We start from the raw sequence: 23579 nt of genomic DNA, 5'->3' as shown, positions 1-23579 counted from the left end.
CTTAATCGTCCTTACGTAATCCTAATCCTAGATCATGCAATTTAAGTTTTACTTCTTCAAGAGATTTACGACCTAAATTACGTACTTTGATCATTTCTGGTTCAGATTTGTTTGTAAGTTCTTGTACAGTATTAATGCCTGCACGTTTTAAACAGTTATATGAACGAACTGATAAATCAAGTTCTTCAATCGTCATTTCTAGCATTTTCTCTTTTTGAGTTTCTTCTTTTTCCACCATGATTTCAGCGTTTTTCGCTTCGTCAGTAAGGTTTACAAAGATATCTAAATGCTCAGTCATGATTTTCGCAGCTAAACTTAGTGCTTCTTGAGGAATGATTGAACCATCTGTCCATATTTCCATTGTTAATTTGTCGAAATCATCACGACGACCAACACGTGTATTTTCTACTTGGTAGTTAACACGACGAACGGGTGTGTAGATGGAATCAACTGGAAGTACACCGATTGGCATATCTTCTTTTTTGTTTTCGTCTGCTTGAACATAGCCACGACCAGGTTTCACTGTTAAGCGAGCATGGAAAGTAGCTCCTTCAGCAACACTACAGATAACTAAATCTTTATTTAGGATCTCAACATCACTGTCCACGATAATATCGCCGGCAGTCACGGTAGCGGGTCCTGTAATATCGATCTCAAGGGTTTTCTCTTCTTCAGCATATAATTTCAATGCTAAGCCTTTAATATTCAAAATAATTTGTGTTACGTCTTCTCGTACACCTGGAATGGTTGAGAATTCGTGTAAAACACCATCGATTTGAATATTCGTAATTGCAGCTCCTGGTAAAGAAGACAATAAAATACGACGTAGAGAGTTACCTAAAGTAGTTCCGTAACCGCGTTCTAATGGTTCAACGACGAACTTACCATAATCTCTATTTTCATCAATTTTTTCGATTCTTGGTTTTTCAAATTCAATCATTCTTATCTATACCCCTTTCAAAACGAAAAGTGTCTTGTTCAATGACGTTCCTAATTCAAACTCAGAATGAGTGGCGCTCATTAAACACGACGGCGTTTTGGAGGGCGGCATCCATTATGAGGAACTGGAGTCACGTCACGAATTGCAGTCACTTCTAAACCTGTTGCTTGTAATGAACGAATTGCTGCTTCACGTCCAGAACCAGGTCCTTTAACTGTTACGTCTACAGTTTTAAGTCCATGTTCCATTGCCACTTTAGTTGCGGCTTCTGCAGCCATTTGAGCGGCAAAAGGAGTTGATTTTTTGCTTCCTTTAAAGCCTAATGATCCTGCTGATGACCATGCTAATGCATTACCATGTGTATCAGTAATCATTACGATTGTATTGTTGAATGTAGAATGGATATGTGCTACACCTGATTCTATATTCTTTTTGACACGGCGTTTACGACTAACTTTTTTTGCTGCCATGAAGTTCTAACCTCCTTCACTTAGGAATTATTTTTTCTTGCCTGCTACTGTTTTAGTAGGGCCTTTACGAGTACGTGCATTATTTTTCGTGTTTTGTCCACGAGTTGGTAATCCACGACGGTGACGGATTCCACGGTATGAACCGATTTCCATCAAGCGTTTGATGTTTAAGTTCACTTCACGACGAAGATCCCCTTCAACTTTTAACTTATCAATTTCCGCACGAATCGCATCTGTTTGTTCGTTTGTTAAATCACGTACACGAACATCTTCAGATACGCCAACGTTTGCTAAAACTTTTTTAGCTGTAGTGTTACCAATACCATAAATGTAAGTAAGAGAAACTACTACACGTTTGTCACGAGGGATGTCTACTCCTGCAATACGAGCCATTATTCGTTACACCTCCTAATTATCCTTGACGTTGTTTATGTTTTGGATTTGCTGGGCAAATAACCATAACACGTCCTTTACGGCGAATTACTTTACAATGTTCACACATTGGTTTTACTGATGGTCTTACTTTCATGATAATACCTCCTGTGGTTTTACGGAGTACAATTATTTAAAGCGATAAGTAATACGGCCACGCGTTAAATCATACGGTGATAATTCAACTGTTACTTTGTCACCAGGTAAGATACGGATGTAGTGCATACGGATTTTACCTGAAACAGTAGCAAGAACTTGGTGTCCATTTTCTAGTTCGACTTTAAACATTGCATTCGGCAAAGTTTCGACGACTGTACCTTCGACTTCAATCATATCTTCTTTTGCCACGCACAGTACCTCCTTGTACTTGTTTCGCGTTTTCACACGATAAAACGGCGGAAACTCCAGCTCCCACCTAGAAATTCTCAACTAACTTCGTTATTCATTTTGATGTCACAAAACTGTAGAAGTCGGACTGATATATTCTACCATATTTAGTTATGTTTTGGCAAGAGAAACTGAATACAACAACAGGGTTAAACTGCGGGCAATTGGAAATTAGTTTTCGTCAATGATTTTTTTCACATCAGAAAAAACAGTATCGATTTCGCGATTGCCATCGATTGTATGCATCAAGCCTTGTTCTTTATAGAAAGCTAAGATTGGTGCGCTACTTTCAATGTTGACTGCCAAACGATTTTTAACCGTTTCGGGCTTATCATCTTCTCTTTGGTAGAATTCATGTCCGCCACAGCGATCACAAGTGCCTTCAACTTTTGGCGGGTTGAATAATTTATGATACGTTGCGCCACATGTGCGACAGATGAATCGTCCAGCTAAACGCTCGATTAATACATCTTCTTCTACATGGATGTCAATGACAGCATCAATTTTTTTGTTTAATTCTTTAAGCATTGTATCTAATGCTTTTGCTTGATCCAGTGTACGTGGGAAACCATCTAATAGGAATCCTTTGTCTGTGTCTGGTTCAGCAAGGCGTTCTTTAACAATTCCGTTTGTTACTTCGTCAGGAACCAGTTCACCTTTATCGATATAAGATTTCGCTTCTAGGCCCAAGGCAGTTTCATTTTTCATTGCTGCACGGAACATATCTCCAGTAGAAATATGTGGAATGCCATACGTATCAATGATTTTTTCTGCTTGGGTGCCTTTACCTGCTCCAGGTAATCCCATTAAAATGAGGTTCATATATTCTCCTCCTAATTTTAAAGACCGGCTTATGAAGCTAGCCATATGTGAGAATGGTGCTGAGGTAAAACCTCAACACTCGATTCTTACTTATTGATAAAGCCGACATATTGACGTTTCATCATTAATCCTTCTAATTGTTTCGTTGTTTCTAATGCAACCCCGATAACGATTAGTAAACTTGTTCCACCTAAACCGATTGATTGAGGTAAGTTCCAAACCATTTGCGCAATGATTGGAAGTAAAGCAACAAGTCCTAGGAAAATTGAGCCGACAACACTTAATCTCATTAACACGCCAGATACATATTCTTCTGTACCTTTACCTGGTCGCACGCTTGGAATGTAGCTTCCTTGTTTTTGTAAGTTTTCCGCTAATTTCTCAGGGTTTACTTGAACAAATGCATAGAAGAACGTAAACGCAACGATTAGGACAGTATAGATGATTGCCCCTGGAACTGTGTTATAACTGAAGATTTTTGTCATAATGTCATACCAATTTTCACCAGCGAATTTTGATGAGAAAGCTTGTAAAATGGCATTTGGTGTTGCAATTAACGAGCTGGCAAAGATAACTGGAATAACCCCAGCAGCATTTACTTTTAACGGTAAATAACTACTTGTTGGTGCACCAGAAACACGTTTTGTATATTGGATTGGAATCTTACGTTCTGCTTGTTGGAAGAACGTTACGACTGTAACAATCACCAAAATAGCAATAACTAAGATTGCAATGAAAATAACAGATTGCCAAATACGAGAAGACTCGATATTGACGAAGTAATCTTCATAGATTTCTTTGACTGCTCCTGGCAAACGAGAAATAATCCCGGCAAAGATAATCATTGAAACACCATTTCCGATTCCTTTTTCTGTAATTTGTTCACCCATCCAAGTCACAAACATCGTCCCAGCAGTTAAAATAACTGCAATCATCACAAAGGTACCTAAGGTTGGATTGTTGACAATCCCAGTTTGACTTAAGCTATTAAAACCAGCAGTGATCCCCATTGACTGAGCCACACCCAAGACAATCGTTAGATATCTTGTAGCTTGATTTAATTTCTTACGCCCAACTTCCCCTTGTTTTGACCATTCTACAAATCTAGGTACAATATCCATTTGCAATAGTTGAATAATAATAGAGGCTGTAATGTATGGCGAAACCCCCATCGAGAAGATAGAGAAGTTTTGCATGGCACTACCACTCACCATATTCAACATATTCAAAAAGGGTAAGCTACTTAAATCAGACAATCCCTTTGCATTCACCCCGGGCACAGTAATGTGCGCACCTAGGCGAAATACAAACAAGATTAAAACTGTAAATAAGATTTTTGATCTAATGTCTTTGACTTTAAAGGCGTTCTTTAATAGCTTGAACAATTAGATCACCTCGATTGAACCACCAGCAGCTTCGATAGCTTCTTGTGCTGATTTCGAGAATTTAGCTGCTTTCACAGTTAATTTTTTCGTTAACTCACCATCTGCAAGAACTTTGATTCCCGCTTTTTCGTTTTTAACGATTCCTGCTTCTTTTAGGACAACAGGAGTTACTTCTGTTCCATCTTCAAAACGGTTTAAAGTATCTAAGTTCACAACAGCGTAATCTTTACGATTAATGTTTGTAAACCCACGTTTTGGTAAACGACGGAATAATGGAGTTTGACCCCCTTCAAATCCTAAACGAACACCACCGCCTGAACGGGCTTTTTGCCCTTTTTGTCCACGGCCAGCTGTTTTACCATTACCAGATGAAGTACCACGTCCAACACGGTTACGTACTTGGCGTGAGCCCTCAGCAGGTTTTAATTCATGAAGTTTCATAGGTTTGGCACCTCCTTAAGCAATCTTCTATTACAAATCTATAAATCTTAAACTTCTTCTACGTCCACTAAATGTGAAATAGTGTTAACCATACCTTTGATTGCTTCATTGGCAGGTTTTGTAACAGTACTATTCACTTTACCTAAACCTAACGCTTTAACTGTAGCACGTTGGTTTTGAGGACGTCCGATAACACTGCGTTTTAAAGTAATTTTTAATTCAGCCATTATTTTTGTCCTCCTTAACCGATAATTTCTTCTACAGATTTACCGCGAAGTGCTGCCACTTCTTCGGCACGTTTTAATTGTTTTAGACCTTCAACAGTTGCGCGAACAACGTTAATAGGTGTGTTTGAACCTAGTGATTTAGATGTAATATCTGCTACACCAGCTAATTCCAATACGGCACGAACTGGTCCACCAGCAGCTACCCCAGAACCTTCTACTGCAGGTTTCATAAGGATACGGCCGCCACCGAATACGCCAATTACTTCGTGCGGGATAGTAGAACCAACCATAGGCACTTCAACTAAGTTTTTCTTCGCGTCTTCGATTGCTTTACGGATAGCTTCAGGTACTTCTTGTGCTTTACCAGTACCGAAACCAACGTGTCCGTTTTTGTCACCGACAACAACTAAAGCTGCGAAACGTAAACGACGTCCACCTTTAACAACTTTTGTTACACGGTTGATCGCTACAACGCGGTCTTCTAATTCCAAATGTTTTGGATCAATATAAACCATGAATGGTGTTCCTCCTTCTCCTAAAATTCTAGTCCATTTTCACGAGCAGCTTCAGCTAAAGCTTGCACGCGGCCATGGTAAAGGTATCCACCACGGTCGAAGACTACTTTTTTGATGCCTTTTTCAGCGGCACGTTCAGCAACTAGTTTACCAACAGCTGCAGCTGTTTCTGTTTTTGTTCCACCTGAAATTTCTTTATCCAAGGCAGAGGCACTTGCTAGCGTCACACCCGCTACGTCATCAATGACTTGCGCGTAGATGTTTTTGTTAGAACGGAAAATGTTCAAGCGTGGGCACTCAGCAGTACCAGAGATTTTGTTACGTACACGACGATGTCTCTTTTGACGTGTTTTGTTTTTATCTGGTTTTGTAATCACAATTTTCACCTCTTTGATTTAATGTTTACTACTAATATTTCAAGCAGTCAGCAGATTACGGAAAAGAGAAGCTGGCAGACAAGACAAAAGCATTTTATTGGAAAAATCCCATAAAATGACAGTTGCTTGTTGTTGACTTCTGTTTTCTACACAGCTGTTATTATTTACCAGTTTTACCTTCTTTACGGCGTACAAATTCACCAACATAGCGAATCCCTTTGCCTTTATAAGGTTCTGGAGGACGAACGCCACGGATGTTAGCAGCTAATTCACCAACAACTTCTTTGTTGATGCCTTTAACGATAACTTGTGTGTTCGCAGGTACTTCAAATGTTACGCCTTCTGGTGCTGTCATTTCGACAGGATGAGAATAACCAACGTTTAAAGTTAATTTGTTGCCTTGTACTTGGGCACGGTATCCGACCCCGATAAGTTCAAGTGCTTTTTGGAAACCTTCAGAAACACCAACAACCATGTTGTTGAAGTTTGCACGAGTTGTTCCGTGGATTGTTTTCATTTCTTTTGAATCGTTTGGACGAGTGAATGTCACTTCGTTTCCTTCGATGTTCATTTTGATATCAGAAGAAAATTCGCGTGTTAATTCACCTTTAGGTCCTTTAACTGTAATGTTGTTTCCGTCTTGCTTGATTTCAACACCAGCAGGAAGAACAACAACTTTATTACCAATACGGCTCACTTAGAGACACCTCCTTGTGTATTTTTTAGAATTACCATACGTAGGCGATTACTTCGCCGCCGATATTTTTCGCTCTAGCTTCTTTGTCAGTAATTACACCCTCTGATGTAGAGATGATTGCAATTCCTAGACCGTTTAATACTTTTGGTACTTCGTCAGCTTTTACGTATGCACGTAAACCTGGTTTAGAAATACGTTTTAAGTTTGTGATAACACGTTCTTCGTTTTTACCATATTTTAGGAAAACACGGATTACGCCTTGTTTGTCATCTTCGATGTATTCTACGTCGCGGATAAATCCTTCACGTTTCAGGATTTCTGCGATATCACGTTTGATTTTTGAAGCAGGTACTTCTAAAGTTTCATGTTTAACCATGTTCGCATTACGAATGCGAGTTAGAAAATCTGCAATTGGATCTGTCATGACCATTGAACTATTTACCTCCTTTATGCGAGTTTACTTGTTTACCAGCTAGCTTTCTTCACGCCGGGAATTTGACCTTTATAGGCAAGTTCGCGGAAGCAAATACGGCAAAGATGAAATTTACGATAAACTGAATGTGGACGTCCACAACGTTCACAACGAGTATAAGCTTGTGTTGAATGTTTAGCAGGACGTTTGTTTTTAGCAATCATTGATTTTTTAGCCACGTAGTTCGCCTCCTTATATTATTTTTGGAATGGCATACCTAATTGTGCCAACAATTCGCGAGACTCTTCGTCAGTGTTCGCTGTTGTAACAATTACGATGTCCATACCGCGTACTTTATCTACTAAATCATAATCAACTTCTGGGAAGATTAATTGTTCTTTAATACCTAAAGTATAGTTACCACGACCATCGAAAGCTTTTTTGCTGACACCGTGGAAGTCACGTACACGAGGTAAAGAAACTGTTACTAATTTATCTAAAAATTCGTACATTCTTTCGCCGCGTAGCGTTACTTTCGCACCGATTGGCATTCCTTCACGTAAACGGAATCCAGCGATAGATTTTTTAGCTTTTGTGATAAGTGGTTTTTGACCAGTGATTAATGCTAATTCTTCAACAGCTTTGTCTAAGTTTTTAGCATTTGATACTGCATCACCCACACCCATGTTGATAACGATTTTATCAACTTTAGGTGTTTGCATAACTGAGCTGTAATTAAATTTTTCCACCAATGATGGTGTTACTTCTTTAATATATTTTTCTTTCAGGCGGTTCATTCAGTAAGCCCTCCTTCCGCAATTTTTATTTATCTAAAACTTCACCTGTTTTTTTAGAAACGCGGACTTTTTTGCCGTCGACTTCTTTAAACGCAACTTTAGTAGCTTCTCCGTTTGAAGGATCAATCACCATTACATTAGAAACATGAATTGGCGCTTCCACTTCAAGGATTCCACCTTGTGGGGCTGCTTGGTTTGGTTTTTGGTGTTTTTTAACGACGTTGACACCTTCAACGATAACTTTATCTTGTTTAGGAAACGCTGCTAAGACAACGCCTTCTTTGTTTTTATCTTTACCAGTGATAACTTTTACTTTATCGCCTTTTTTAACAAACATTACTGTTTCGCACCTCCTTTAACGTGGGCTCGAGATTATAATACTTCTGGTGCTAGAGAAACGATCTTCATGAAGTTGTTTTCACGTAATTCACGTGCAACTGGTCCGAAGATACGTGTTCCGCGTGGGCTTTTATCGTCACGGATAATTACCGCAGCATTTTCATCAAATTTGATGTAAGAACCGTCAGCACGACGAGCGCCAGATTTTGTACGAACGATAACGGCTTTAACTACTTCACCTTTTTTAACAACCCCACCTGGCGTTGCTTGTTTGACAGTAGCAACAATAACGTCACCGATGTTAGCAGTTTTACGACCAGATCCGCCTAGGACTTTGATCGTTAAAATTTCACGTGCGCCAGAATTGTCAGCGACTCTTAAACGACTTTCTTGTTGGATCACGATGTGTATCCCCCTTTCAGATTTTGTGCTTCAATCTATTAGGAAATTCTCGTTTTATTAGATAATAACTGCTTCTTCGACTACCTCTAGTAAACGGAAACGTTTTGTAGCTGATAATGGACGAGTTTCCATGATTTTTACGATGTCTCCAACTTTCGCTGTGTTGTTTTCATCATGCGCTTTATATTTTTTAGAATATTTCATACGTTTGCCATAGATAGGGTGGTTTTTCTTTGTTTCAACGACAACTGTGATTGTTTTATCCATTTTGTCTGATACCACACGACCTTGGTAAACTTTACGTTGATTTCTTTCTTCAGTCATACGCGTTTGGCCTCCTTCCACTATTAGTTAGCTTGTTCACGCAATACTGTTTTGATGCGTGCAATCGATTGACGTACTTCTTTAATACGTGCAGTGTTTTCTAATTGACCTGTTGCTAATTGGAATCTTAAGTTGAACAATTCTTCTTTTAATTGTTTTTCTTTATCTAGCATTTCGGCAGTGGTTAATTCTCTGATTTCTTTAACCTTCATTCGATTCACCACCCATTTCCTCACGTTTTACGATCTTAGTTTTTACCGGCAATTTGTGAGATGCAAGACGAAGAGCTTCACGAGCTACTTCTTCAGGAACGCCTGCGATTTCAAACATGATTTTACCACGTTTAACTGGTGATACCCAGCCTTCTGGTGCCCCTTTACCTTTACCCATACGTACGCCGATAGCTTTACTTGTGTAAGACTTGTGAGGGAAAATTTTAATCCATACTTTCCCGCCACGTTTCATGTAACGAGTCATTGCAATACGGGCTGCTTCGATTTGACGGTTAGTAATCCAGTGAGATTCAGTTGCTTGTAAACCCCATTCACCAAATGCTACTTCTTTTCCGCCTTTAGCTTCACCGCGCATTTTTCCGCGGAATTCACGACGGTGTTTTACACGTTTAGGTACTAACATGATTATTTCCCTCCTTTCTCAGTGTTTTTTTTCGTTGGAAGAATTTCTCCACGATAGATCCACACTTTAACTCCTAGTTTTCCGTAAGTAGTGTCCGCTTCTTCCCATGCGTAATCAATGTCCGCACGTAATGTGTGAAGTGGTACAGTTCCTTCAGAGTATCCTTCTGAACGAGCGATATCCGCACCGTTTAGACGACCTGATACTTGAGTTTTGATTCCTTTAGCACCAGCACGCATTGCGCGTTGGATAGCTTGTTTTTGAGCACGACGGAAAGCAACACGGTTTTCTAATTGACGTGCAATTCCTTCGCCTACTAATTTTGCATCTAAATCTGGTTTTTTGATTTCAACGATGTTGATGTGAACTCGTTTGCCAGTTAATTTATTTAATTCTTTTCTTAGGTTTTCGACTTCAGATCCGCCTTTACCGATAACCATACCTGGTTTAGCTGTGTGAATTGAAATGTTAACACGGTTTGCAGCGCGTTCGATTTCAATTGTAGATACAGCAGCATCAGCAAGTTTTGTTGCGATAAATTTACGGATTCTTAAATCTTCGTGTAAGAATTCAGCATACTCTTTTTCAGCATACCATTTCGCATCCCAGTCGCGGATGATGCCTACACGCATTCCAATTGGATGTACTTTTTGACCCACTGATTGTCCCTCCTCTTAAATGTTTAAGCTCTGTTTTCATAAAGAAAACAGCCTATTTCATGAGACTTATTTCTCTGTTACAACTACTGTGATGTGACTAGTACGTTTGTTGATTGGTGAAGCTGAACCTTTTGCACGAGGACGGAAACGTTTCATTGTTGGTCCTTCGTTAACAAATGCTTCAGATACGACTAAGCTTTCAACGTCTAAGTCAAAGTTGTTTTCTGCGTTAGCAACTGCTGACATTAAAACTTTTTCAATGATTCCAGCAGACTTGTTCGGTGTGAATTTCAAGATTGAAATTGCATCCGCAACGCTTTTCCCTCTGATAAGATCGATTACTAAACGTGCTTTACGAGGTGAAGTGCGAACTGTTTTTGCAGTTGCTTTAGCTGATGTAATTTGTTCTGACATTTGCATATCCTCCCCTCAAAATTAGCGTTTAGTTTTTTTATCGTCAGCAACGTGGCCACGATAAGTTCTAGTTGGTGCAAATTCACCTAATTTATGTCCTACCATGTCTTCTTGAATGTAAACAGGGACATGTTTCCGTCCATCATATACAGCGATTGTGAAACCTACGAATGATGGAAAAATTGTAGAGCGGCGAGACCAAGTTTTAATTACTTTTTTCTTTTCGGCACCTTGTTGTGCTTCGACCTTTTTCATCAAATGATCATCGACGAAAGGTCCTTTTTTTAAACTACGACCCATGGTGAACCTCCTCTCAAAATGTACGACACATGGTCAAAAAAATTATTTAGTACGACGACGAACGATAAGTTTGTCTGATTTAGCTTTTTTATTACGTGTTTTGTATCCAATTGCTGGTTGACCCCATGGAGATACTGGCGCTTTACGTCCAATTGGTGTTTTACCTTCACCACCACCGTGTGGGTGATCGTTAGGGTTCATTACGCTACCACGAACAGTTGGGCGTTTACGCATCCAACGAGAGCGGCCAGCTTTACCAATGTTGATTAATTCGTGTTGTTCGTTACCAACTGAACCGATTGTTGCACGGCAAGTTGCTAAGATCATACGAACTTCGCCAGAGTTTAAGCGGATTAATACGTATTTGCCTTCTTTACCAAGTACTTGCGCGCTTGTTCCAGCTGAACGGATTAATTGTCCACCTTTACCAGGTTTCATTTCAATGTTGTGGATAACTGTACCAACTGGAATGTTTTCCAATGGTAATGCGTTACCTACTTTAATATCTGCTTCTGGACCAGATACTAGGCGCATGCCTACTTCTAATCCTTTTGGTGCTAAGATGTATGCCTTAACCCCGTCTTCGTAATGAACTAACGCGATGTTAGCAGAACGGTTTGGATCGTACTCGATCGTTTTAACAACCGCTGCGACGTTATCTTTATTACGTTTGAAGTCAATCACACGGTATTGACGTTTGTGACCGCCACCTTGGTGACGAACCGTAATGCGACCGTTGTTGTTACGACCGGCATTGTTTTTTAATGGCTGTAACAATGATTTTTCTGGTGTTGAAGTTGTGATTTCAGCGAAATCAGAACTTGTCATGTTACGACGGCCATTTGTGGTAGGTTTGTACTTTTTAATCGCCACGTCTTATTTCCCTCCTACGTTGATATTGTTCAGGACTGCTTATTCAGCAGCTTCGAATAATTGAATTTCTTTTGAATCTTCAGTTAATGTAACGATCGCTTTGCGACGTTTTTTTGTATAACCTGCATATTTACCCATGCGTTTGAATTTTGGACGCACGTTTAAGATGTTTACGTTTGCTACTTTAACATCGAATGCTGATTCAACAGCTTGTTTTACTAAAGTTTTGTTTGCGCGAGTGTCCACTTCGAAAGTATATTTCTTTTCGTCCATAGCTAACATGGATTTTTCAGTGATCACTGGGCGTTTGATTACGTCTAGTAATTCCATTATGCAAGCACCTCCTCAATTTGAGTAAGAGCTGTTTGTGTTGCCAAGACTTTGTTAGCTGACACAACATCTAACACACTAACGTTATCAGAAGTTACTACAGAAACGTTTGGTAAGTTACGAGCTGATAAAGCTGCAAAGTCGTTACCATTTTCTAAAACAACTAATACTTTAGTATCGATAGACAAGTTAGCAAGAACTTGTTTGAATTCTTTTGTTTTTGGTGCATCGAAGCTTAAACCTTCTACTGCTACCAAGTTATTTTCAGCAACTTTGTCTGATAATACAGACTTCATTGCTAAGCGACGAACTTTTTTAGGAAGTTTGTAGCTGTATGAACGCGGTGTTGGTCCAAAGACTACGCCACCTCCACGCCATTGTGGTGAACGGATTGAACCTTGACGAGCACGACCAGTTCCTTTTTGACGCCATGGTTTGCGGCCACCGCCACGAACAGCGCTACGGTTTTTAACTGCGTGTGTTCCTTGTCTTAATGAAGCACGTTGCATGATGATTGCATCATAGACAACACTTTCATTAGGTTCGATTCCGAAGATTTCTTCATTTAAAGTGATTTCACCGTTTTGAGTTCCATCTTGTTTGAATAATGCTACATTCGGCATTCCTTAGTTCCTCCTTTCCCTACACTTATTTAGCTTTCACAGCTGATTTGATTGTGATTAAAGATTTTTTCGCTCCAGGAATGTTTCCTTTGATTAAGATAACATTTCTTTCTACGTCCACTTTAACAACTTCAAGGTTTTGAATTGTTACGCGGTCGCCACCCATACGGCCGGCTAGTCGTTTATTTTTAAATACACGGTTAGGCGCTACTGGACCCATTGACCCAGGACGACGGTGATAACGAGAACCATGAGACATAGGTCCGCGGCTTTGGCCGTGACGTTTGATTGCCCCTTGGAATCCTTTACCTTTCGTAGTACCTGTAACATCAACAACGTCTCCTGCTTGGAAAACATCTACTTTGATTTCTTTACCTACTTCATATTCTCCTAGCTCAACATTCTTGAATTCTTTAATGAAGCGCTTAGGAGCCGTGTTTGCTTTTGCAACATGACCTTTCGCAGGTTTGTTTGATAAAACTTCACGTTTGTCTTGGTAACCAACTTGGATAGCTTCGTATCCGTCAGTTTCAACAGTTTTTACTTGTAAAACTACGTTTGGCGTAGCTTCAACTACTGTTACTGGAATTAATTCACCAGACTCAGTAAAGATTTGTGTCATTCCCACTTTTTTCCCTAAGATTCCTTTGGTCATGAGTACACCTCCATCTTAATTTTATAGTTTGATTTCAATATTAACACCAGACGGTAAGTCAAGCTTCATTAGAGCGTCAACTGTTTTTGGTGTTGGGTTCACAATGTCAATTAGACGTTTGTGAGTACGCATTTCGAATTGTTCGCGAGAATCTTTGTATTTATGAGTCGCACGAATAACTGTGTAAAGTGAGCGTTCTGTTGGTAATGGAATCGGACCTGATACGTCAGCTCCAGTTCTTTTTGCTGTTTCCACAATTTTATCCGCTGATTGATCTAAAATACGGTGTTCATACGCTTTTAAACGGATACGAATTTTTTGTTTTGCCATCTTGTTCCCTCCTTCGCCTATTTTAAAAGTAGACATAGCTCCACGAAAATTTATCCGGCATGCTCGTTCATGGCAAAGCGTCCGAGCGTGTCGCAACCTCTCGCTTCACAGCCGGCAAATCAAATCGTTGATCTACCAATGCTTTTTACACTCCTGTAAACAGCACCTTTTTGATTATACTATGAAAGGATAGTGTTAGCAAGGATTTTCTGCGTTTTTTCGAAAGAATTTTTTCTTGTTTTGAAAAGCATTTGTTTTGTTTTTCAATTCTTTTCATCCTATTTTTATAAAAAAAGAATTTGGGATTCCTTTTTTACCAGAATCTCAAATTCTTTCTTTTTTATTCTATTAACCAATCCGGCGCATTGGAATATCATTGTTATCTGGATGAACCAATAAATATTGAATAACATCAATATTGCTTGCTTGGAATGAGGCTGCACATGCTTGCAAATATAAGTCCCACATTCGATAGAAGCGCTCCCCTTTTTCGTCAACAATTTCTGTTTCTATATTATGGAAGTTTTTTGTCCAATGTTCCAACGTCAATTGATAATCTCTGCGCAAACTTTCCAAGTCAATCACTTGCAAGTCATTTTCTGTCATATGGCCGACTAGCTCAGTGACACCAGGAATATAGCCACCTGGGAAAATATAACGATTAATCCAAGCATTTTTAGCCCCACCTTGTTGGCGACTGATCCCATGAATCAACGCCGTACCTTTAGGCGCTAAGTTTCGTTGAACGACGTCAAAATATTCATGTAGATTTTCCGCACCGACATGTTCAAACATCCCAACACTCGTAATATGGTCAAAAGACTCTCCTTTTAAATCACGATAATCCATCAATTTGACAGTCATTCGATCTTGTAGACCTTCTTTTTCTATAATATGGCGAATATGATGAAATTGCTCTTCACTTAATGTAATCCCAGTTGCTTTGGCTCCATATTCTTTCACCGCAGTTAAAATTAACGTGCCCCAGCCGCAGCCAATATCCAGTAAATTGTCGCCCTCTTTGATAAACAATTTATCTAAAATATGATGCACTTTATTCACTTGCGCTTGTTCTAATGTATCTTCAGGCGTTTTAAAATAAGCACATGAATACGTCATTGTTTGGTCAAGCCATTTTTTGTAAAAATCATTTCCTAGATCGTAATGGCTGTGAATATCCTCTTGCGAGCGTTTTTTTGAATGACTTTCTTTAGGAAGCCATTTAATAAATTTAGCATTGTGTAAAAAGCTATCCTTTTGGTTATACACATCATAAATCAGTGCTTGGATATCGCCTTCGATTTCAATTTTGCGATCCATGTAGGCTTCCCCTAAAGTTAACGAAGCGTTATTCAGTAAATCCTTCACAGGAATTTTTTCATTGAATACAATTTTAAAAACCGGATCCCCCGACCCTTGCCCATACTCTTTGACGGTACCATCCCAGTATGTGACTTGTGTCTTTTTTGAAAAAGACCATTTAAACAGTTGACTGTACGTTTCTTTTTCTAACATTGCATTCCCTCCATTAAATACCATTTGAAGCCAAAACAAAAAGAAGTCGCTTTCCGGTAGTTCGTCAAAACAAACACCACAGTCCGTTCTAAACTGAAGCACAGAAAAGTTAACACCCCTTCTATGTTCCGCTTCTTTTTTTGCAATTACAGTTCTATTCTACTCCTCTTTTAAAAATTTGAACATTCTTTTAACGTAATACCTACTATTGTTATTCTTTATCACAAAAAAACTAGAGCCAGTCCTTGACAGACTCCTCTAGTTCTAAATATTATTCTTTCTTACGCATCCGTTGTTCCGCATGAGTGTATGCGCCATGCCACACGTGCCCCACATAAGGATTAACTTGAATACCGTGTTTAATCGCCGCCGCTACAAATTTTTTTGCTAAAGTTACTGCTTCTAACACCGAATAACCTTTCGCCAAGCCAGCTGTGATTGCCGCTGAAAAAGTACAACCTGCACCATGATTATAATCAGTAGGATATAATTCATTTTCCAAAAGATGCGCGGTGTGACCATCGTAAAACAAGTCCAGTGCTTTTTCACCAGCTAAGCGATGTCCCCCTTTAACCACGACATGTTTGGCTCCCATTTGTACAATTCGTTTTGCCGCTTCTTCCATCTCCGCCACGGAAGAAATTTCGCCTAAACCAGATAAGATGCCCGCTTCAATTAAATTAGGCGTGGCAACTAATGCTAATGGCAGTAAATCGTTTTTTAGGCCTTCCACACTTTTGGGTTGCAGAATTTGTGCCGTTCCCTTACAAGCAATGACTGGGTCAATCACGACTTTTTGAATTTTTTCTTGTTTAATGTACTTACTAGCCATTTTAATATTTTGTTCATTACCCATCATCCCTGTTTTCAAAGCCGCGACTGGACCGCCTGCAAAAACCGAAATCAATTGTTTTTCTAAGAGCGTTTCTGGCAATTCAGTTACTTCATGCGACCAGCCTGTCGTAGGATCCATCGTCACAATCGAGGTTAAACTTGAAAACCCAAAAACTCCATACTCTTCAAATGTTTTTAAATCTGCTTGAATCCCTGCCCCTCCAGTTGAATCGGAGCCTGCAATCGTCAATACTTTTTCCATTAAATCACCTAACCTTTTTCTCCAAGTATACGGAAGAAACAAGACTGCTAAAACAGCCAATTGGCTTATTTTTTAGCCAGCCAATTTCTAAACAAAAAAAAAGACCAGAGAATAAATTCTCTGGTCTTACGTCCGAATACCCCAGTTTTTTACGCTGGTTAAAGCTATAGTTAAAAAGTTAATTATTTAACGATTTCAGTAACAACGCCTGAACCTACAGTACGTCCGCCTTCACGAATAGAGAAACGAGTTCCGTCTTCGATAGCGATTGGGTGAATTAATTCAACGTCCATAGCAACGTTATCACCAGGCATTACCATTTCAGTACCTTCTGGCAATTCTACAACACCAGTAACGTCTGTTGTACGGAAGTAGAATTGAGGACGGTAGTTAGTGAAGAATGGAGTGTGACGTCCGCCTTCTTCTTTTGATAATACGTATACTTCAGCTTTGAATTTTGTGTGTGGAGTGATTGTAGCTGGTTTAGCTAATACTTGTCCACGTTCGATATCTTCACGTGCTACACCACGTAATAAAGCACCGATGTTGTCGCCTGCTTCAGCGTAGTCTAATAATTTACGGAACATTTCAACACCTGTAACAGTTGTTTTAGATGTTTCGTCTTTAATACCAACGATTTCAACTTCGTCACCAACGCGAACTTCACCACGTTCAACACGGCCTGTAGCAACAGTACCACGTCCAGTGATTGAGAATACGTCTTCGACTGGCATCATGAATGGTTTGTCAGTATCACGTTCTGGAGTTGGGATATATTCGTCAACTGCAGCCATTAATTCTAAGATTTTTTCTTCATAAGACTCGTCGCCTTCTAAAGCTTTCAAAGCAGAACCTGCGATAACTGGAACATCATCGCCTGGGAAATCGTATTCTGATAATAAGTCACGAACTTCCATTTCTACTAATTCTAATAATTCTTCGTCATCAACCATATCCATTTTGTTTAAGAATACAACGATGTATGGCACACCAACGTTACGTGATAATAAGATATGTTCACGTGTTTGAGGCATAGGACCATCAGCAGCAGAAACTACTAAGATAGCTCCGTCCATTTGAGCAGCACCAGTGATCATGTTTTTAACGTAGTCCGCGTGTCCTGGGCAGTCAACGTGTGCATAGTGACGAGTTTCAGTTTCATATTCGATATGAGAAGTGTTGATTGTGATTCCACGTTCTTTTTCTTCTGGAGCGTTATCGATAGAATCGTAGCTTTGTGCTTCCCCGCCACCGTGTTTTGATAATACAGTAGCAATTGCAGCTGTTAATGTAGTTTTACCATGGTCAACGTGTCCGATAGTACCAATGTTAACATGGGATTTAGAACGGTCAAATTTTTCTTTTGCCATTTTGAATGTTCCTCCTAAAAATATAAATTTTATTGTTTGTTTTATATGTGATAGACGTTACTAAAAATCGTCTGATCATCATAAGCTATTTTACACGAAATCTTGAAAAAAGGATAGTTCTAAAAACAAACCTTTTATTCTCAAGGAAAATTATGCGTTGCCGCCGTTTTTCTTGATGATTTCTTCTTGAACAGACTTAGGTACGTCTTCATAGTGGTCAAATACCATCATAAATGTACCGCGTCCTTGTGTTGCTGAACGTAATGTTGTAGCATAACCAAACATTTCAGCTAAAGGTACCATCGCATTAACGATTTGAGAGTTACCGTGTGCTTCCATACCTTCAACACGTCCACGACGACTTGTTACGTGTCCCATGATATCACCTAAGTAATCTTCAGGAACAGTAATTGTAACTTTCATCATTGGTTCTAAAATAACTGGGTTTGCATTTTTAGCCGCAGCTTTCAATGCCATAGAAGCAGCTACACGGAAGGCCGTTTCATTTGAATCGACATCGTGGTATGAACCATCGTAAAGTTTTGCTTTGATATCAACTAATGGATAACCAGCAAGAACACCGTTGTTCATAGAGTCTTCTAACCCTTTTTCAACTGCTGGGATGTATTCACGAGGAACCACACCACCGACAATTGCGTTTTCAAACTCGAAGCCTTTACCTTCTTCATTTGGTGTAAATTCAACCCATACGTGACCGTATTGTCCTTTACCACCAGACTGACGAACGAATTTACCTTCTGCTTTAGTCGCAGCACGGAATGTTTCGCGGTAAGATACTTGAGGAGCACCTACGTTAGCTTCAACTTTGAATTCACGTTTCATACGGTCTACTAAAACGTCTAAGTGCAATTCACCCATACCAGAGATAACTGTTTCACCAGTTTCAACGTTTGTTTCAACGCGGAATGATGGATCTTCTTCAGCAAGTTTTTGTAGAGCCACGCCCATTTTATCTTGGTCAGCTTTTGATTTAGGTTCAACAGCGACTTGGATAACTGGATCAGGGAATTCAATAGATTCAAGAATAACTGGTGCATCTAATGCACATAATGTATCACCAGTTGTTGTGTCTTTCAGACCAACAGCAGCAGCGATATCACCAGAGTACACTTTGTCAATTTCTTGACGAGTGTTGGCGTGCATTTGTAGGATACGACCGATACGTTCTTTTTTGCCTTTTGAAGCGTTCAATACGTATGAACCACTTTCAAGGACACCAGAATAAACACGGAAGAAAGTTAAACGACCTACGAATGGGTCAGTCATAACTTTAAATGCTAATGAAGCGAAAGGTGCTTCGTCATCAGCTGGACGAGTTGTTTCTTCGTCTGTTTTAGTATCGATCCCTTTGATAGCATCGATATCTAATGGAGATGGTAAGTAATCAAGAACAGCGTCCAACATTAATTGAACCCCTTTATTCTTGAATGCTGAACCAGCTAATACAGGGAAGAACTCAACGTTGATTGTTGCTTGACGGATACCAGCGACTAATTCTTCTTCAGTGATTTCTTCACCTTCAAGATATTTCATCATTAAGTCTTCGTCAGTTTCAGCAACAGCTTCAACTAATTTTTCGCGCCATTCTTGCGCTTTTTCTAAATAATCTTCAGGAATATCAGTTTCTTGAATATCTGTTCCCAAATCATTTGTGTAGATTTCAGCTTTCATTTTAATCAAGTCAATGATTCCAGTGAAGTCTTCTTCAGCTCCGATTGGAATTTGAATTGGATGAGCGTTTGCTTGTAAACGATCATGTAATGATTCTACTGAATAGAAGAAGTCCGCACCGATTTTATCCATTTTGTTACAGAATACAATACGAGGAACTTTATATTCAGTCGCTTGACGCCAAACAGTTTCTGTTTGAGGTTCTACACCTGATTGAGAGTCAAGAACTGTTACCGCACCATCTAATACGCGTAGAGAACGTTGTACTTCAATTGTGAAGTCCACGTGTCCTGGAGTATCGATGATATTTACACGGTAGCCTTTCCACTGTGCAGTTGTCGCAGCGGATGTAATCGTGATACCACGTTCTTGTTCTTGTTCCATCCAGTCCATTTGTGAAGCACCTTCATGGGTTTCACCGATTTTATGGATTTTACCAGTGTAGTACAAGATACGCTCAGTTGTTGTTGTTTTACCAGCATCAACGTGGGCCATGATACCAATGTTACGAGTTTTTTCAAGTGAAAATTCTCTTGCCATTTTGTATGTTTACTCCTCTCTTTATTTAAATCGATTGTAAATTGACTTTCTGCTGCCACTTTACGCGACAGACAGAGAGGATCTTACCAACGATAATGAGCAAATGCGCGGTTTGCGTCTGCCATTTTGTGTGTGTCTTCGCGTTTTTTAACAGAAGCGCCAGTGTTGTTAGCAGCATCCATGATTTCTTTCGCTAGACGTTCTTCCATTGTGTGTTCACCACGTAGACGTGCGTAGTTAACTACCCAACGTAAACCTAAAGTTGTACGACGTTCTGGACGAACTTCAACTGGTACTTGGTAGTTAGAACCCCCAACACGACGTGCTTTAACTTCAAGAACAGGCATAACGTTTTTCATTGCTTGTTCAAAAACTTCCAATGGATCGTTACCTGTAGATTCTTTGATGATATCAAATGAATTATAGATAATGTTAGCAGCAATCCCGCGTTTACCGTCAACCATTACACGGTTGATTAAGCGAGTTACTAATTTTGAGTTATAAATTGGATCTGGTAAAACATCACGTTTTGCAACAGGACCTTTACGAGGCATCCGTAACTCCTCCTTCCGAAATATGATTTTTCAAGTTGTTATTGTCTTATTATAATTAAGCTTTAGGACGTTTTGTACCGTATTTAGAGCGGCTTTGTTTACGGTCGTTAACACCGGCAGTATCAAGCGCACCACGAACGATATGGTAACGTACCCCTGGTAAGTCTTTTACACGTCCACCACGTAATAATACCACGCTGTGTTCTTGTAAGTTGTGACCGATACCTGGGATATAAGCTGTAACTTCGATTAAGTTTGACAAACGAACACGGGCATATTTACGTAAAGCTGAGTTCGGTTTTTTAGGTGTCATCGTACCCACACGTGTACAAACTCCACGTTTTTGCGGAGAGTTAACGTTTGTTTGAGTTTTCTTAAAACTGTTATATCCTTTGTTTAAGGCTGGTGAATCAGATTTTTCTACTTTAGATTTACGAGGTTTACGTACTAATTGGTTAATTGTAGGCATTCCTTGTTCTCCTCCTTCCTTACTTCGCTTCTAGTTCCACACATCCAGGTGGTTCTTTTTTCGCGATAAAAAATAATGCAATCTCTGCACTCTTTATCAAATATGCTTTGATAGACAGTCAGCACGTCCCTATAAGGAACCTGTAGATAAAGCACCTTTGTTAGGATACCACGATAAGTATCAGCTGTCAACCCTCTTCTTTCGCCTTTCGAAAAAAAGCTTTTCCTTCTATTTAAACGCACTTTTCCTTTAAAAATTTTTATGACTTTTTCAAAAACTTTCTATCTTTTTTAGTTAATTAACGGTACAATATCTTTGACTATTGAAGGGGGCGGAAAACAGCGATGAATCTGAAACAAATGGTAGGAATCGAAGCTGCAAAATATGTAGAAGACGGCATGATTGTCGGTTTGGGTACTGGCTCAACAGCAAAATTTATGGTAGACGAAATTGGTCGTCGCATAAAAGAAGAAGGATTGTCAATCGTGGGGGTTACTACTTCAAAAGAAACAGAGAAACAAGCCTTGGCCTTGGGCATTCCTTTAAAAAGTATTGATGAGGTTCCGTATGTGGATCTTACGATTGATGGCGCCGATGAAATCAGCGCTGATTTTCAAGGAATCAAAGGCGGTGGGGCTGCCTTACTTTTTGAAAAAATTGTGGCCACTTATTCAAAGAAATGTATTTGGATTGTGGATAAATCAAAAATGGTGGACGATTTAGGAGCTTTCCCACTTCCAGTTGAGGTTGTTCCTTATGGCAGCCGCCAACTAGTGCATTTATTTGAAGAAAAAGGCTATCACCCAACACTTCGTTTAAACGCTGCTGGCGAAACATTAATAACAGATGGAGGCCACCATATCATCGATTTGCATTTAGAAAAAATTACAGATCCAGAAGCTTTAGGTTCTTATTTAGACAACTTGGTTGGCGTCGTTGAACACGGCTTATTTTTAAATATGGTTTCTATGGTAATCGTCGGTTATGAAGCTGGACCGAAAACCTTACATGTTCCCGCACGTTAAGAATGTGTGAAAAAAGATTATTTATATAGGAAGGATAATATATGAAACGAATTGGTTATGCACGCACAACTATTATTGAAGACGATTTAAAAAATCAACTAACCACTCTCCAATCGTTTGGTTGTGATGATATTTTCCAAGAGACATTTGATCCTCAAGCGGAGATCAGTGTCTTAGACGAAGTCGAAAAACTTCTTTCTGCTGGGGATACACTTATTGTTTGTAAATTGCACCATTTAGGTAAAACAACCCGCCAATTAACAGACTTTATGAAAATGTTAAAGGAAAAACAAGTTGATTTTGTCAGCATTTCAGAAGGAATTGATACTCACCTTCCAACAGGTGAAGCCTATTTCCAATTAATGGAGAGCTTATCTGCGATGGAATGTGCACTAATTAAAGAACGAACACTCGTCGGGCTCCACAAAGCTCGTGAAAACGGAAAAGTAGGTGGACGTCCAAAAATTGATGGACGCACCGTCCGCAAAATCCGTGCATTATATTATGAAAACAAAGAAACAATCCAATTTATTTCTAATAAATGCGGCGTTTCGGTGGGCACTTGTTATAAATACATCAATTTACCTGAGACAGATGTCGAGCGGCTGTATTCCTAAGAATAAAAAAGAAGTCCTTCAGATGGGGCTTCTTTTTTGATTCGATTTCACTCTAATTTTTCAGCAACTTTCACTTTTTTTTACTATTTTCCATTGGAAATCTTGCGCAAAACGGTGTACAATAAACGTGGAAATCTTATTTTCAGAAAACTAAACTCAAAGGAGAGCTTATACATGCCAAAATTAGTTTTTTCTCGTCATGGACTTAGCGAATGGAATGCCTTAAACCAATTTACTGGATGGGCTGACGTAGATTTAGCACCTGAAGGTGTTGAAGAAGCAAAAGAAGGCGGCCGTAAAATTAAAGAAGCAGGCATCGAATTCGACGTTGCTTATACTTCTGTTTTAACTCGTGCCATCAAAACTTGTAACTATTTACTAGAATACTCAGATCAATTATGGGTACCTCAAATCAAATCTTGGCGCTTAAACGAACGTCACTATGGTAAATTACAAGGACTAAACAAAAAAGAAACTGCTGAAAAATACGGAGACGAACAAGTCCACATCTGGCGTCGTTCTTACGATACTCTTCCTCCATTAATGGAAGCAACAGATGAAGGTTCTGCAGCAAACGACCGTCGTTATGCAATGTTAGACCAACGCGATATTCCTGGTGGCGAAAACTTGAAAGTTACTTTGGAACGTGCATTACCATTCTGGCAAGATGAAATTGCGCCAGCTTTAAAAGACAACAAAACTGTCTTAGTAGCGGCTCATGGTAATTCATTACGTGCTTTAGCTAAACACATCGAAGGCATTTCTGATGAAGATATTATGGATCTTGAAATCCCAACAGGTAAACCATTAGTTTATGAATTAAACGATGATTTAACTGTGAAAGAAAAATACTACTTATAAGAACCTGTTTCTTATTAACAAAAGCGGTTTGCCAAGGCAAACCGCTTTTTTAT

The 23579-nt window shown here is 39.4% G+C and carries 37 protein-coding genes; 3 read left to right on the top strand and 34 right to left on the bottom strand.

Annotated elements, in window-relative coordinates:
* Position 1 precedes the first annotated feature (1 nt).
* The 34 genes from IGK96_RS00885 to rpsL all read right to left on the bottom strand — a co-directional run bounded on the left by IGK96_RS00885 (position 2) and on the right by rpsL (position 21023).
* The gene (locus IGK96_RS00885) at positions 2–940 is read right to left on the bottom strand and encodes a DNA-directed RNA polymerase subunit alpha (RefSeq protein ID WP_002356227.1); all 939 of its coding nucleotides are present in this window, start codon (positions 938–940) and stop codon (positions 2–4) included.
* Between the two features lie 80 nt (positions 941–1020).
* The gene (gene rpsK, locus IGK96_RS00880; protein WP_002356226.1) at positions 1021–1410 is read right to left on the bottom strand and encodes a 30S ribosomal protein S11; all 390 of its coding nucleotides are present in this window, start codon (positions 1408–1410) and stop codon (positions 1021–1023) included.
* Positions 1411–1437: 27 nt separating this feature from the next.
* Positions 1438–1803, bottom strand: a complete 366-nt coding sequence (gene rpsM, locus IGK96_RS00875; RefSeq protein WP_002356225.1) for a 30S ribosomal protein S13 — start codon at positions 1801–1803, stop codon at positions 1438–1440.
* Between the two features lie 19 nt (positions 1804–1822).
* The gene (rpmJ, locus tag IGK96_RS00870; RefSeq protein WP_002288710.1) at positions 1823–1939 is read right to left on the bottom strand and encodes a 50S ribosomal protein L36; all 117 of its coding nucleotides are present in this window, start codon (positions 1937–1939) and stop codon (positions 1823–1825) included.
* Between the two features lie 32 nt (positions 1940–1971).
* On the bottom strand, positions 1972–2190 hold the full coding sequence (infA, locus tag IGK96_RS00865) for a translation initiation factor IF-1 (protein ID WP_002356224.1): 219 nt from the start codon (positions 2188–2190) through the stop codon (positions 1972–1974).
* Between the two features lie 210 nt (positions 2191–2400).
* On the bottom strand, positions 2401–3051 hold the full coding sequence (locus tag IGK96_RS00860; protein WP_002356223.1) for an adenylate kinase: 651 nt from the start codon (positions 3049–3051) through the stop codon (positions 2401–2403).
* An 86-nt stretch (positions 3052–3137) separates the two neighbouring features.
* Positions 3138–4436 (bottom strand): preprotein translocase subunit SecY, encoded by a 1299-nt coding sequence (gene secY, locus IGK96_RS00855; RefSeq protein ID WP_002359350.1) that lies wholly within the window; start codon positions 4434–4436, stop codon positions 3138–3140.
* A complete protein-coding gene (gene rplO / locus IGK96_RS00850) occupies positions 4437–4877 on the bottom strand; it encodes a 50S ribosomal protein L15 (protein ID WP_002356221.1) in 441 nt (146 codons plus the stop codon). It lies immediately after the preceding gene.
* Between the two features lie 47 nt (positions 4878–4924).
* Positions 4925–5104, bottom strand: coding sequence for a 50S ribosomal protein L30 (gene rpmD / locus IGK96_RS00845; RefSeq protein ID WP_002356220.1), 180 nt, complete (start codon positions 5102–5104; stop codon positions 4925–4927).
* A gap of 14 nt (positions 5105–5118) precedes the next feature.
* Positions 5119–5619 (bottom strand): 30S ribosomal protein S5, encoded by a 501-nt coding sequence (gene rpsE / locus IGK96_RS00840; RefSeq protein WP_002356219.1) that lies wholly within the window; start codon positions 5617–5619, stop codon positions 5119–5121.
* Between the two features lie 20 nt (positions 5620–5639).
* A complete protein-coding gene (rplR, locus tag IGK96_RS00835; RefSeq protein ID WP_002356218.1) occupies positions 5640–5996 on the bottom strand; it encodes a 50S ribosomal protein L18 in 357 nt (118 codons plus the stop codon).
* 160 nt (positions 5997–6156) lie between these two features.
* Complete coding sequence (gene rplF / locus IGK96_RS00830) at positions 6157–6693, bottom strand: 50S ribosomal protein L6 (protein WP_002356217.1); 537 nt, start codon at positions 6691–6693, stop codon at positions 6157–6159.
* 31 nt (positions 6694–6724) lie between these two features.
* Positions 6725–7123: a 30S ribosomal protein S8 gene (rpsH, locus tag IGK96_RS00825; RefSeq protein ID WP_002356215.1), complete on the bottom strand. Its 399-nt coding sequence runs from the start codon at positions 7121–7123 to the stop codon at positions 6725–6727.
* Positions 7124–7158: 35 nt separating this feature from the next.
* Positions 7159–7344 carry a type Z 30S ribosomal protein S14 gene (locus tag IGK96_RS00820; RefSeq protein WP_002356214.1) on the bottom strand — a complete coding sequence of 62 codons (186 nt, stop codon included), beginning with the start codon at positions 7342–7344 and terminating at the stop codon, positions 7159–7161.
* Positions 7345–7362: 18 nt separating this feature from the next.
* Positions 7363–7902 (bottom strand): 50S ribosomal protein L5, encoded by a 540-nt coding sequence (rplE, locus tag IGK96_RS00815; RefSeq protein ID WP_002356213.1) that lies wholly within the window; start codon positions 7900–7902, stop codon positions 7363–7365.
* Positions 7903–7927: 25 nt separating this feature from the next.
* Positions 7928–8239, bottom strand: a complete 312-nt coding sequence (rplX, locus tag IGK96_RS00810; protein WP_002356212.1) for a 50S ribosomal protein L24 — start codon at positions 8237–8239, stop codon at positions 7928–7930.
* 35 nt (positions 8240–8274) lie between these two features.
* The gene (gene rplN / locus IGK96_RS00805) at positions 8275–8643 is read right to left on the bottom strand and encodes a 50S ribosomal protein L14 (RefSeq protein ID WP_002356211.1); all 369 of its coding nucleotides are present in this window, start codon (positions 8641–8643) and stop codon (positions 8275–8277) included.
* A 57-nt stretch (positions 8644–8700) separates the two neighbouring features.
* Positions 8701–8967 (bottom strand): 30S ribosomal protein S17, encoded by a 267-nt coding sequence (gene rpsQ, locus IGK96_RS00800; protein WP_002359348.1) that lies wholly within the window; start codon positions 8965–8967, stop codon positions 8701–8703.
* 23 nt (positions 8968–8990) lie between these two features.
* Positions 8991–9179 carry a 50S ribosomal protein L29 gene (gene rpmC / locus IGK96_RS00795; RefSeq protein WP_002383858.1) on the bottom strand — a complete coding sequence of 63 codons (189 nt, stop codon included), beginning with the start codon at positions 9177–9179 and terminating at the stop codon, positions 8991–8993.
* Positions 9169–9603, bottom strand: a complete 435-nt coding sequence (rplP, locus tag IGK96_RS00790; RefSeq protein ID WP_002356208.1) for a 50S ribosomal protein L16 — start codon at positions 9601–9603, stop codon at positions 9169–9171. Before rplP ends, rpmC begins: the two co-directional genes overlap by 11 nt.
* A gap of 2 nt (positions 9604–9605) precedes the next feature.
* Positions 9606–10262 carry a 30S ribosomal protein S3 gene (rpsC, locus tag IGK96_RS00785; protein ID WP_002356207.1) on the bottom strand — a complete coding sequence of 219 codons (657 nt, stop codon included), beginning with the start codon at positions 10260–10262 and terminating at the stop codon, positions 9606–9608.
* Positions 10263–10328: 66 nt separating this feature from the next.
* The gene (rplV, locus tag IGK96_RS00780; RefSeq protein ID WP_002356206.1) at positions 10329–10676 is read right to left on the bottom strand and encodes a 50S ribosomal protein L22; all 348 of its coding nucleotides are present in this window, start codon (positions 10674–10676) and stop codon (positions 10329–10331) included.
* Between the two features lie 21 nt (positions 10677–10697).
* Entirely contained in the window at positions 10698–10976 is a 279-nt protein-coding gene (rpsS, locus tag IGK96_RS00775) for a 30S ribosomal protein S19 (RefSeq protein ID WP_002356205.1), read from the bottom strand.
* 42 nt (positions 10977–11018) lie between these two features.
* Complete coding sequence (gene rplB, locus IGK96_RS00770; RefSeq protein WP_002356204.1) at positions 11019–11849, bottom strand: 50S ribosomal protein L2; 831 nt, start codon at positions 11847–11849, stop codon at positions 11019–11021.
* Positions 11850–11888: 39 nt separating this feature from the next.
* Positions 11889–12179 (bottom strand): 50S ribosomal protein L23, encoded by a 291-nt coding sequence (locus IGK96_RS00765; RefSeq protein ID WP_002356203.1) that lies wholly within the window; start codon positions 12177–12179, stop codon positions 11889–11891.
* On the bottom strand, positions 12179–12802 hold the full coding sequence (rplD, locus tag IGK96_RS00760; RefSeq protein WP_002356200.1) for a 50S ribosomal protein L4: 624 nt from the start codon (positions 12800–12802) through the stop codon (positions 12179–12181). The genes IGK96_RS00765 and rplD overlap by 1 nt, the downstream gene beginning before the upstream one ends.
* 25 nt (positions 12803–12827) lie before the next feature.
* Positions 12828–13457: a 50S ribosomal protein L3 gene (rplC, locus tag IGK96_RS00755; protein WP_002356199.1), complete on the bottom strand. Its 630-nt coding sequence runs from the start codon at positions 13455–13457 to the stop codon at positions 12828–12830.
* A 21-nt stretch (positions 13458–13478) separates the two neighbouring features.
* A complete protein-coding gene (gene rpsJ, locus IGK96_RS00750; protein ID WP_002389727.1) occupies positions 13479–13787 on the bottom strand; it encodes a 30S ribosomal protein S10 in 309 nt (102 codons plus the stop codon).
* Between the two features lie 348 nt (positions 13788–14135).
* Positions 14136–15302, bottom strand: a complete 1167-nt coding sequence (locus tag IGK96_RS00745; protein WP_085443235.1) for an SAM-dependent methyltransferase — start codon at positions 15300–15302, stop codon at positions 14136–14138.
* 271 nt (positions 15303–15573) lie between these two features.
* Positions 15574–16398, bottom strand: a complete 825-nt coding sequence (gene thiD / locus IGK96_RS00740) for a bifunctional hydroxymethylpyrimidine kinase/phosphomethylpyrimidine kinase (protein ID WP_002368563.1) — start codon at positions 16396–16398, stop codon at positions 15574–15576.
* A gap of 182 nt (positions 16399–16580) precedes the next feature.
* On the bottom strand, positions 16581–17768 hold the full coding sequence (tuf, locus tag IGK96_RS00735) for an elongation factor Tu (protein WP_002356194.1): 1188 nt from the start codon (positions 17766–17768) through the stop codon (positions 16581–16583).
* 150 nt (positions 17769–17918) lie between these two features.
* Positions 17919–20000, bottom strand: a complete 2082-nt coding sequence (gene fusA, locus IGK96_RS00730; RefSeq protein ID WP_002356192.1) for an elongation factor G — start codon at positions 19998–20000, stop codon at positions 17919–17921.
* Between the two features lie 83 nt (positions 20001–20083).
* Complete coding sequence (gene rpsG, locus IGK96_RS00725; protein ID WP_002356191.1) at positions 20084–20554, bottom strand: 30S ribosomal protein S7; 471 nt, start codon at positions 20552–20554, stop codon at positions 20084–20086.
* Positions 20555–20609: 55 nt separating this feature from the next.
* Positions 20610–21023, bottom strand: coding sequence for a 30S ribosomal protein S12 (gene rpsL, locus IGK96_RS00720; RefSeq protein ID WP_002356190.1), 414 nt, complete (start codon positions 21021–21023; stop codon positions 20610–20612).
* Between the two features lie 344 nt (positions 21024–21367).
* On the opposite strand from rpsL, the gene rpiA reads away from it, so the two are divergent.
* The 3 genes from rpiA (at position 21368) to gpmA (ending at position 23526) form a co-directional block, all read left to right on the top strand.
* Positions 21368–22048: a ribose-5-phosphate isomerase RpiA gene (rpiA, locus tag IGK96_RS00715; protein ID WP_016616706.1), complete on the top strand. Its 681-nt coding sequence runs from the start codon at positions 21368–21370 to the stop codon at positions 22046–22048.
* A gap of 41 nt (positions 22049–22089) precedes the next feature.
* A complete protein-coding gene (locus tag IGK96_RS00710) occupies positions 22090–22665 on the top strand; it encodes a recombinase family protein (protein WP_002356188.1) in 576 nt (191 codons plus the stop codon).
* Between the two features lie 174 nt (positions 22666–22839).
* Entirely contained in the window at positions 22840–23526 is a 687-nt protein-coding gene (gene gpmA, locus IGK96_RS00705; RefSeq protein WP_002359343.1) for a 2,3-diphosphoglycerate-dependent phosphoglycerate mutase, read from the top strand.
* Positions 23527–23579 lie beyond the last annotated feature (53 nt).

This window comes from Enterococcus sp. DIV0682 (genome assembly GCF_051712685.1).
GTDB lineage: Bacteria > Bacillota > Bacilli > Lactobacillales > Enterococcaceae > Enterococcus > Enterococcus faecalis.
This window is presented reverse-complemented; position numbering and strand designations above follow the sequence as displayed.

Excerpts from the sequence above, each read along its gene's own strand:
- rpsQ (WP_002359348.1), bottom strand. The coding sequence starts at position 8,967 with ATGACTGAAGAAAGAAATCAACGTAAAGTTTACCAAGGTCGTGTGGTA.
- rpsJ (WP_002389727.1), bottom strand. The coding sequence starts at position 13,787 with ATGGCAAAACAAAAAATTCGTATCCGTTTAAAAGCGTATGAACACCGT.
- rpsS (WP_002356205.1), bottom strand. The coding sequence starts at position 10,976 with ATGGGTCGTAGTTTAAAAAAAGGACCTTTCGTCGATGATCATTTGATG.
- IGK96_RS00710 (WP_002356188.1), top strand. The coding sequence starts at position 22,090 with ATGAAACGAATTGGTTATGCACGCACAACTATTATTGAAGACGATTTA.
- rpsM (WP_002356225.1), bottom strand. The coding sequence starts at position 1,803 with ATGGCTCGTATTGCAGGAGTAGACATCCCTCGTGACAAACGTGTAGTA.
- rpsH (WP_002356215.1), bottom strand. The coding sequence starts at position 7,123 with ATGGTCATGACAGATCCAATTGCAGATTTTCTAACTCGCATTCGTAAT.
- rpiA (WP_016616706.1), top strand. The coding sequence starts at position 21,368 with ATGAATCTGAAACAAATGGTAGGAATCGAAGCTGCAAAATATGTAGAA.
- rplP (WP_002356208.1), bottom strand. The coding sequence starts at position 9,603 with ATGTTAGTACCTAAACGTGTAAAACACCGTCGTGAATTCCGCGGAAAA.
- rpmD (WP_002356220.1), bottom strand. The coding sequence starts at position 5,104 with ATGGCTGAATTAAAAATTACTTTAAAACGCAGTGTTATCGGACGTCCT.
- rplC (WP_002356199.1), bottom strand. The coding sequence starts at position 13,457 with ATGACCAAAGGAATCTTAGGGAAAAAAGTGGGAATGACACAAATCTTT.
- rplE (WP_002356213.1), bottom strand. The coding sequence starts at position 7,902 with ATGAACCGCCTGAAAGAAAAATATATTAAAGAAGTAACACCATCATTG.
- rplX (WP_002356212.1), bottom strand. The coding sequence starts at position 8,239 with ATGTTTGTTAAAAAAGGCGATAAAGTAAAAGTTATCACTGGTAAAGAT.
- IGK96_RS00765 (WP_002356203.1), bottom strand. The coding sequence starts at position 12,179 with ATGGAATTACTAGACGTAATCAAACGCCCAGTGATCACTGAAAAATCC.
- rplV (WP_002356206.1), bottom strand. The coding sequence starts at position 10,676 with ATGTCAGAACAAATTACATCAGCTAAAGCAACTGCAAAAACAGTTCGC.
- IGK96_RS00745 (WP_085443235.1), bottom strand. The coding sequence starts at position 15,302 with ATGTTAGAAAAAGAAACGTACAGTCAACTGTTTAAATGGTCTTTTTCA.
- gpmA (WP_002359343.1), top strand. The coding sequence starts at position 22,840 with ATGCCAAAATTAGTTTTTTCTCGTCATGGACTTAGCGAATGGAATGCC.
- rpsE (WP_002356219.1), bottom strand. The coding sequence starts at position 5,619 with ATGGTTTATATTGATCCAAAACATTTGGAATTAGAAGACCGCGTTGTA.
- rpsK (WP_002356226.1), bottom strand. The coding sequence starts at position 1,410 with ATGGCAGCAAAAAAAGTTAGTCGTAAACGCCGTGTCAAAAAGAATATA.
- rpsL (WP_002356190.1), bottom strand. The coding sequence starts at position 21,023 with ATGCCTACAATTAACCAATTAGTACGTAAACCTCGTAAATCTAAAGTA.
- fusA (WP_002356192.1), bottom strand. The coding sequence starts at position 20,000 with ATGGCAAGAGAATTTTCACTTGAAAAAACTCGTAACATTGGTATCATG.
- rpmC (WP_002383858.1), bottom strand. The coding sequence starts at position 9,179 with ATGAAGGTTAAAGAAATCAGAGAATTAACCACTGCCGAAATGCTAGAT.
- rplD (WP_002356200.1), bottom strand. The coding sequence starts at position 12,802 with ATGCCGAATGTAGCATTATTCAAACAAGATGGAACTCAAAACGGTGAA.
- rpsG (WP_002356191.1), bottom strand. The coding sequence starts at position 20,554 with ATGCCTCGTAAAGGTCCTGTTGCAAAACGTGATGTTTTACCAGATCCA.
- IGK96_RS00885 (WP_002356227.1), bottom strand. The coding sequence starts at position 940 with ATGATTGAATTTGAAAAACCAAGAATCGAAAAAATTGATGAAAATAGA.
- thiD (WP_002368563.1), bottom strand. The coding sequence starts at position 16,398 with ATGGAAAAAGTATTGACGATTGCAGGCTCCGATTCAACTGGAGGGGCA.
- tuf (WP_002356194.1), bottom strand. The coding sequence starts at position 17,768 with ATGGCAAAAGAAAAATTTGACCGTTCTAAATCCCATGTTAACATTGGT.
- rplO (WP_002356221.1), bottom strand. The coding sequence starts at position 4,877 with ATGAAACTTCATGAATTAAAACCTGCTGAGGGCTCACGCCAAGTACGT.
- rpmJ (WP_002288710.1), bottom strand. The coding sequence starts at position 1,939 with ATGAAAGTAAGACCATCAGTAAAACCAATGTGTGAACATTGTAAAGTA.
- IGK96_RS00860 (WP_002356223.1), bottom strand. The coding sequence starts at position 3,051 with ATGAACCTCATTTTAATGGGATTACCTGGAGCAGGTAAAGGCACCCAA.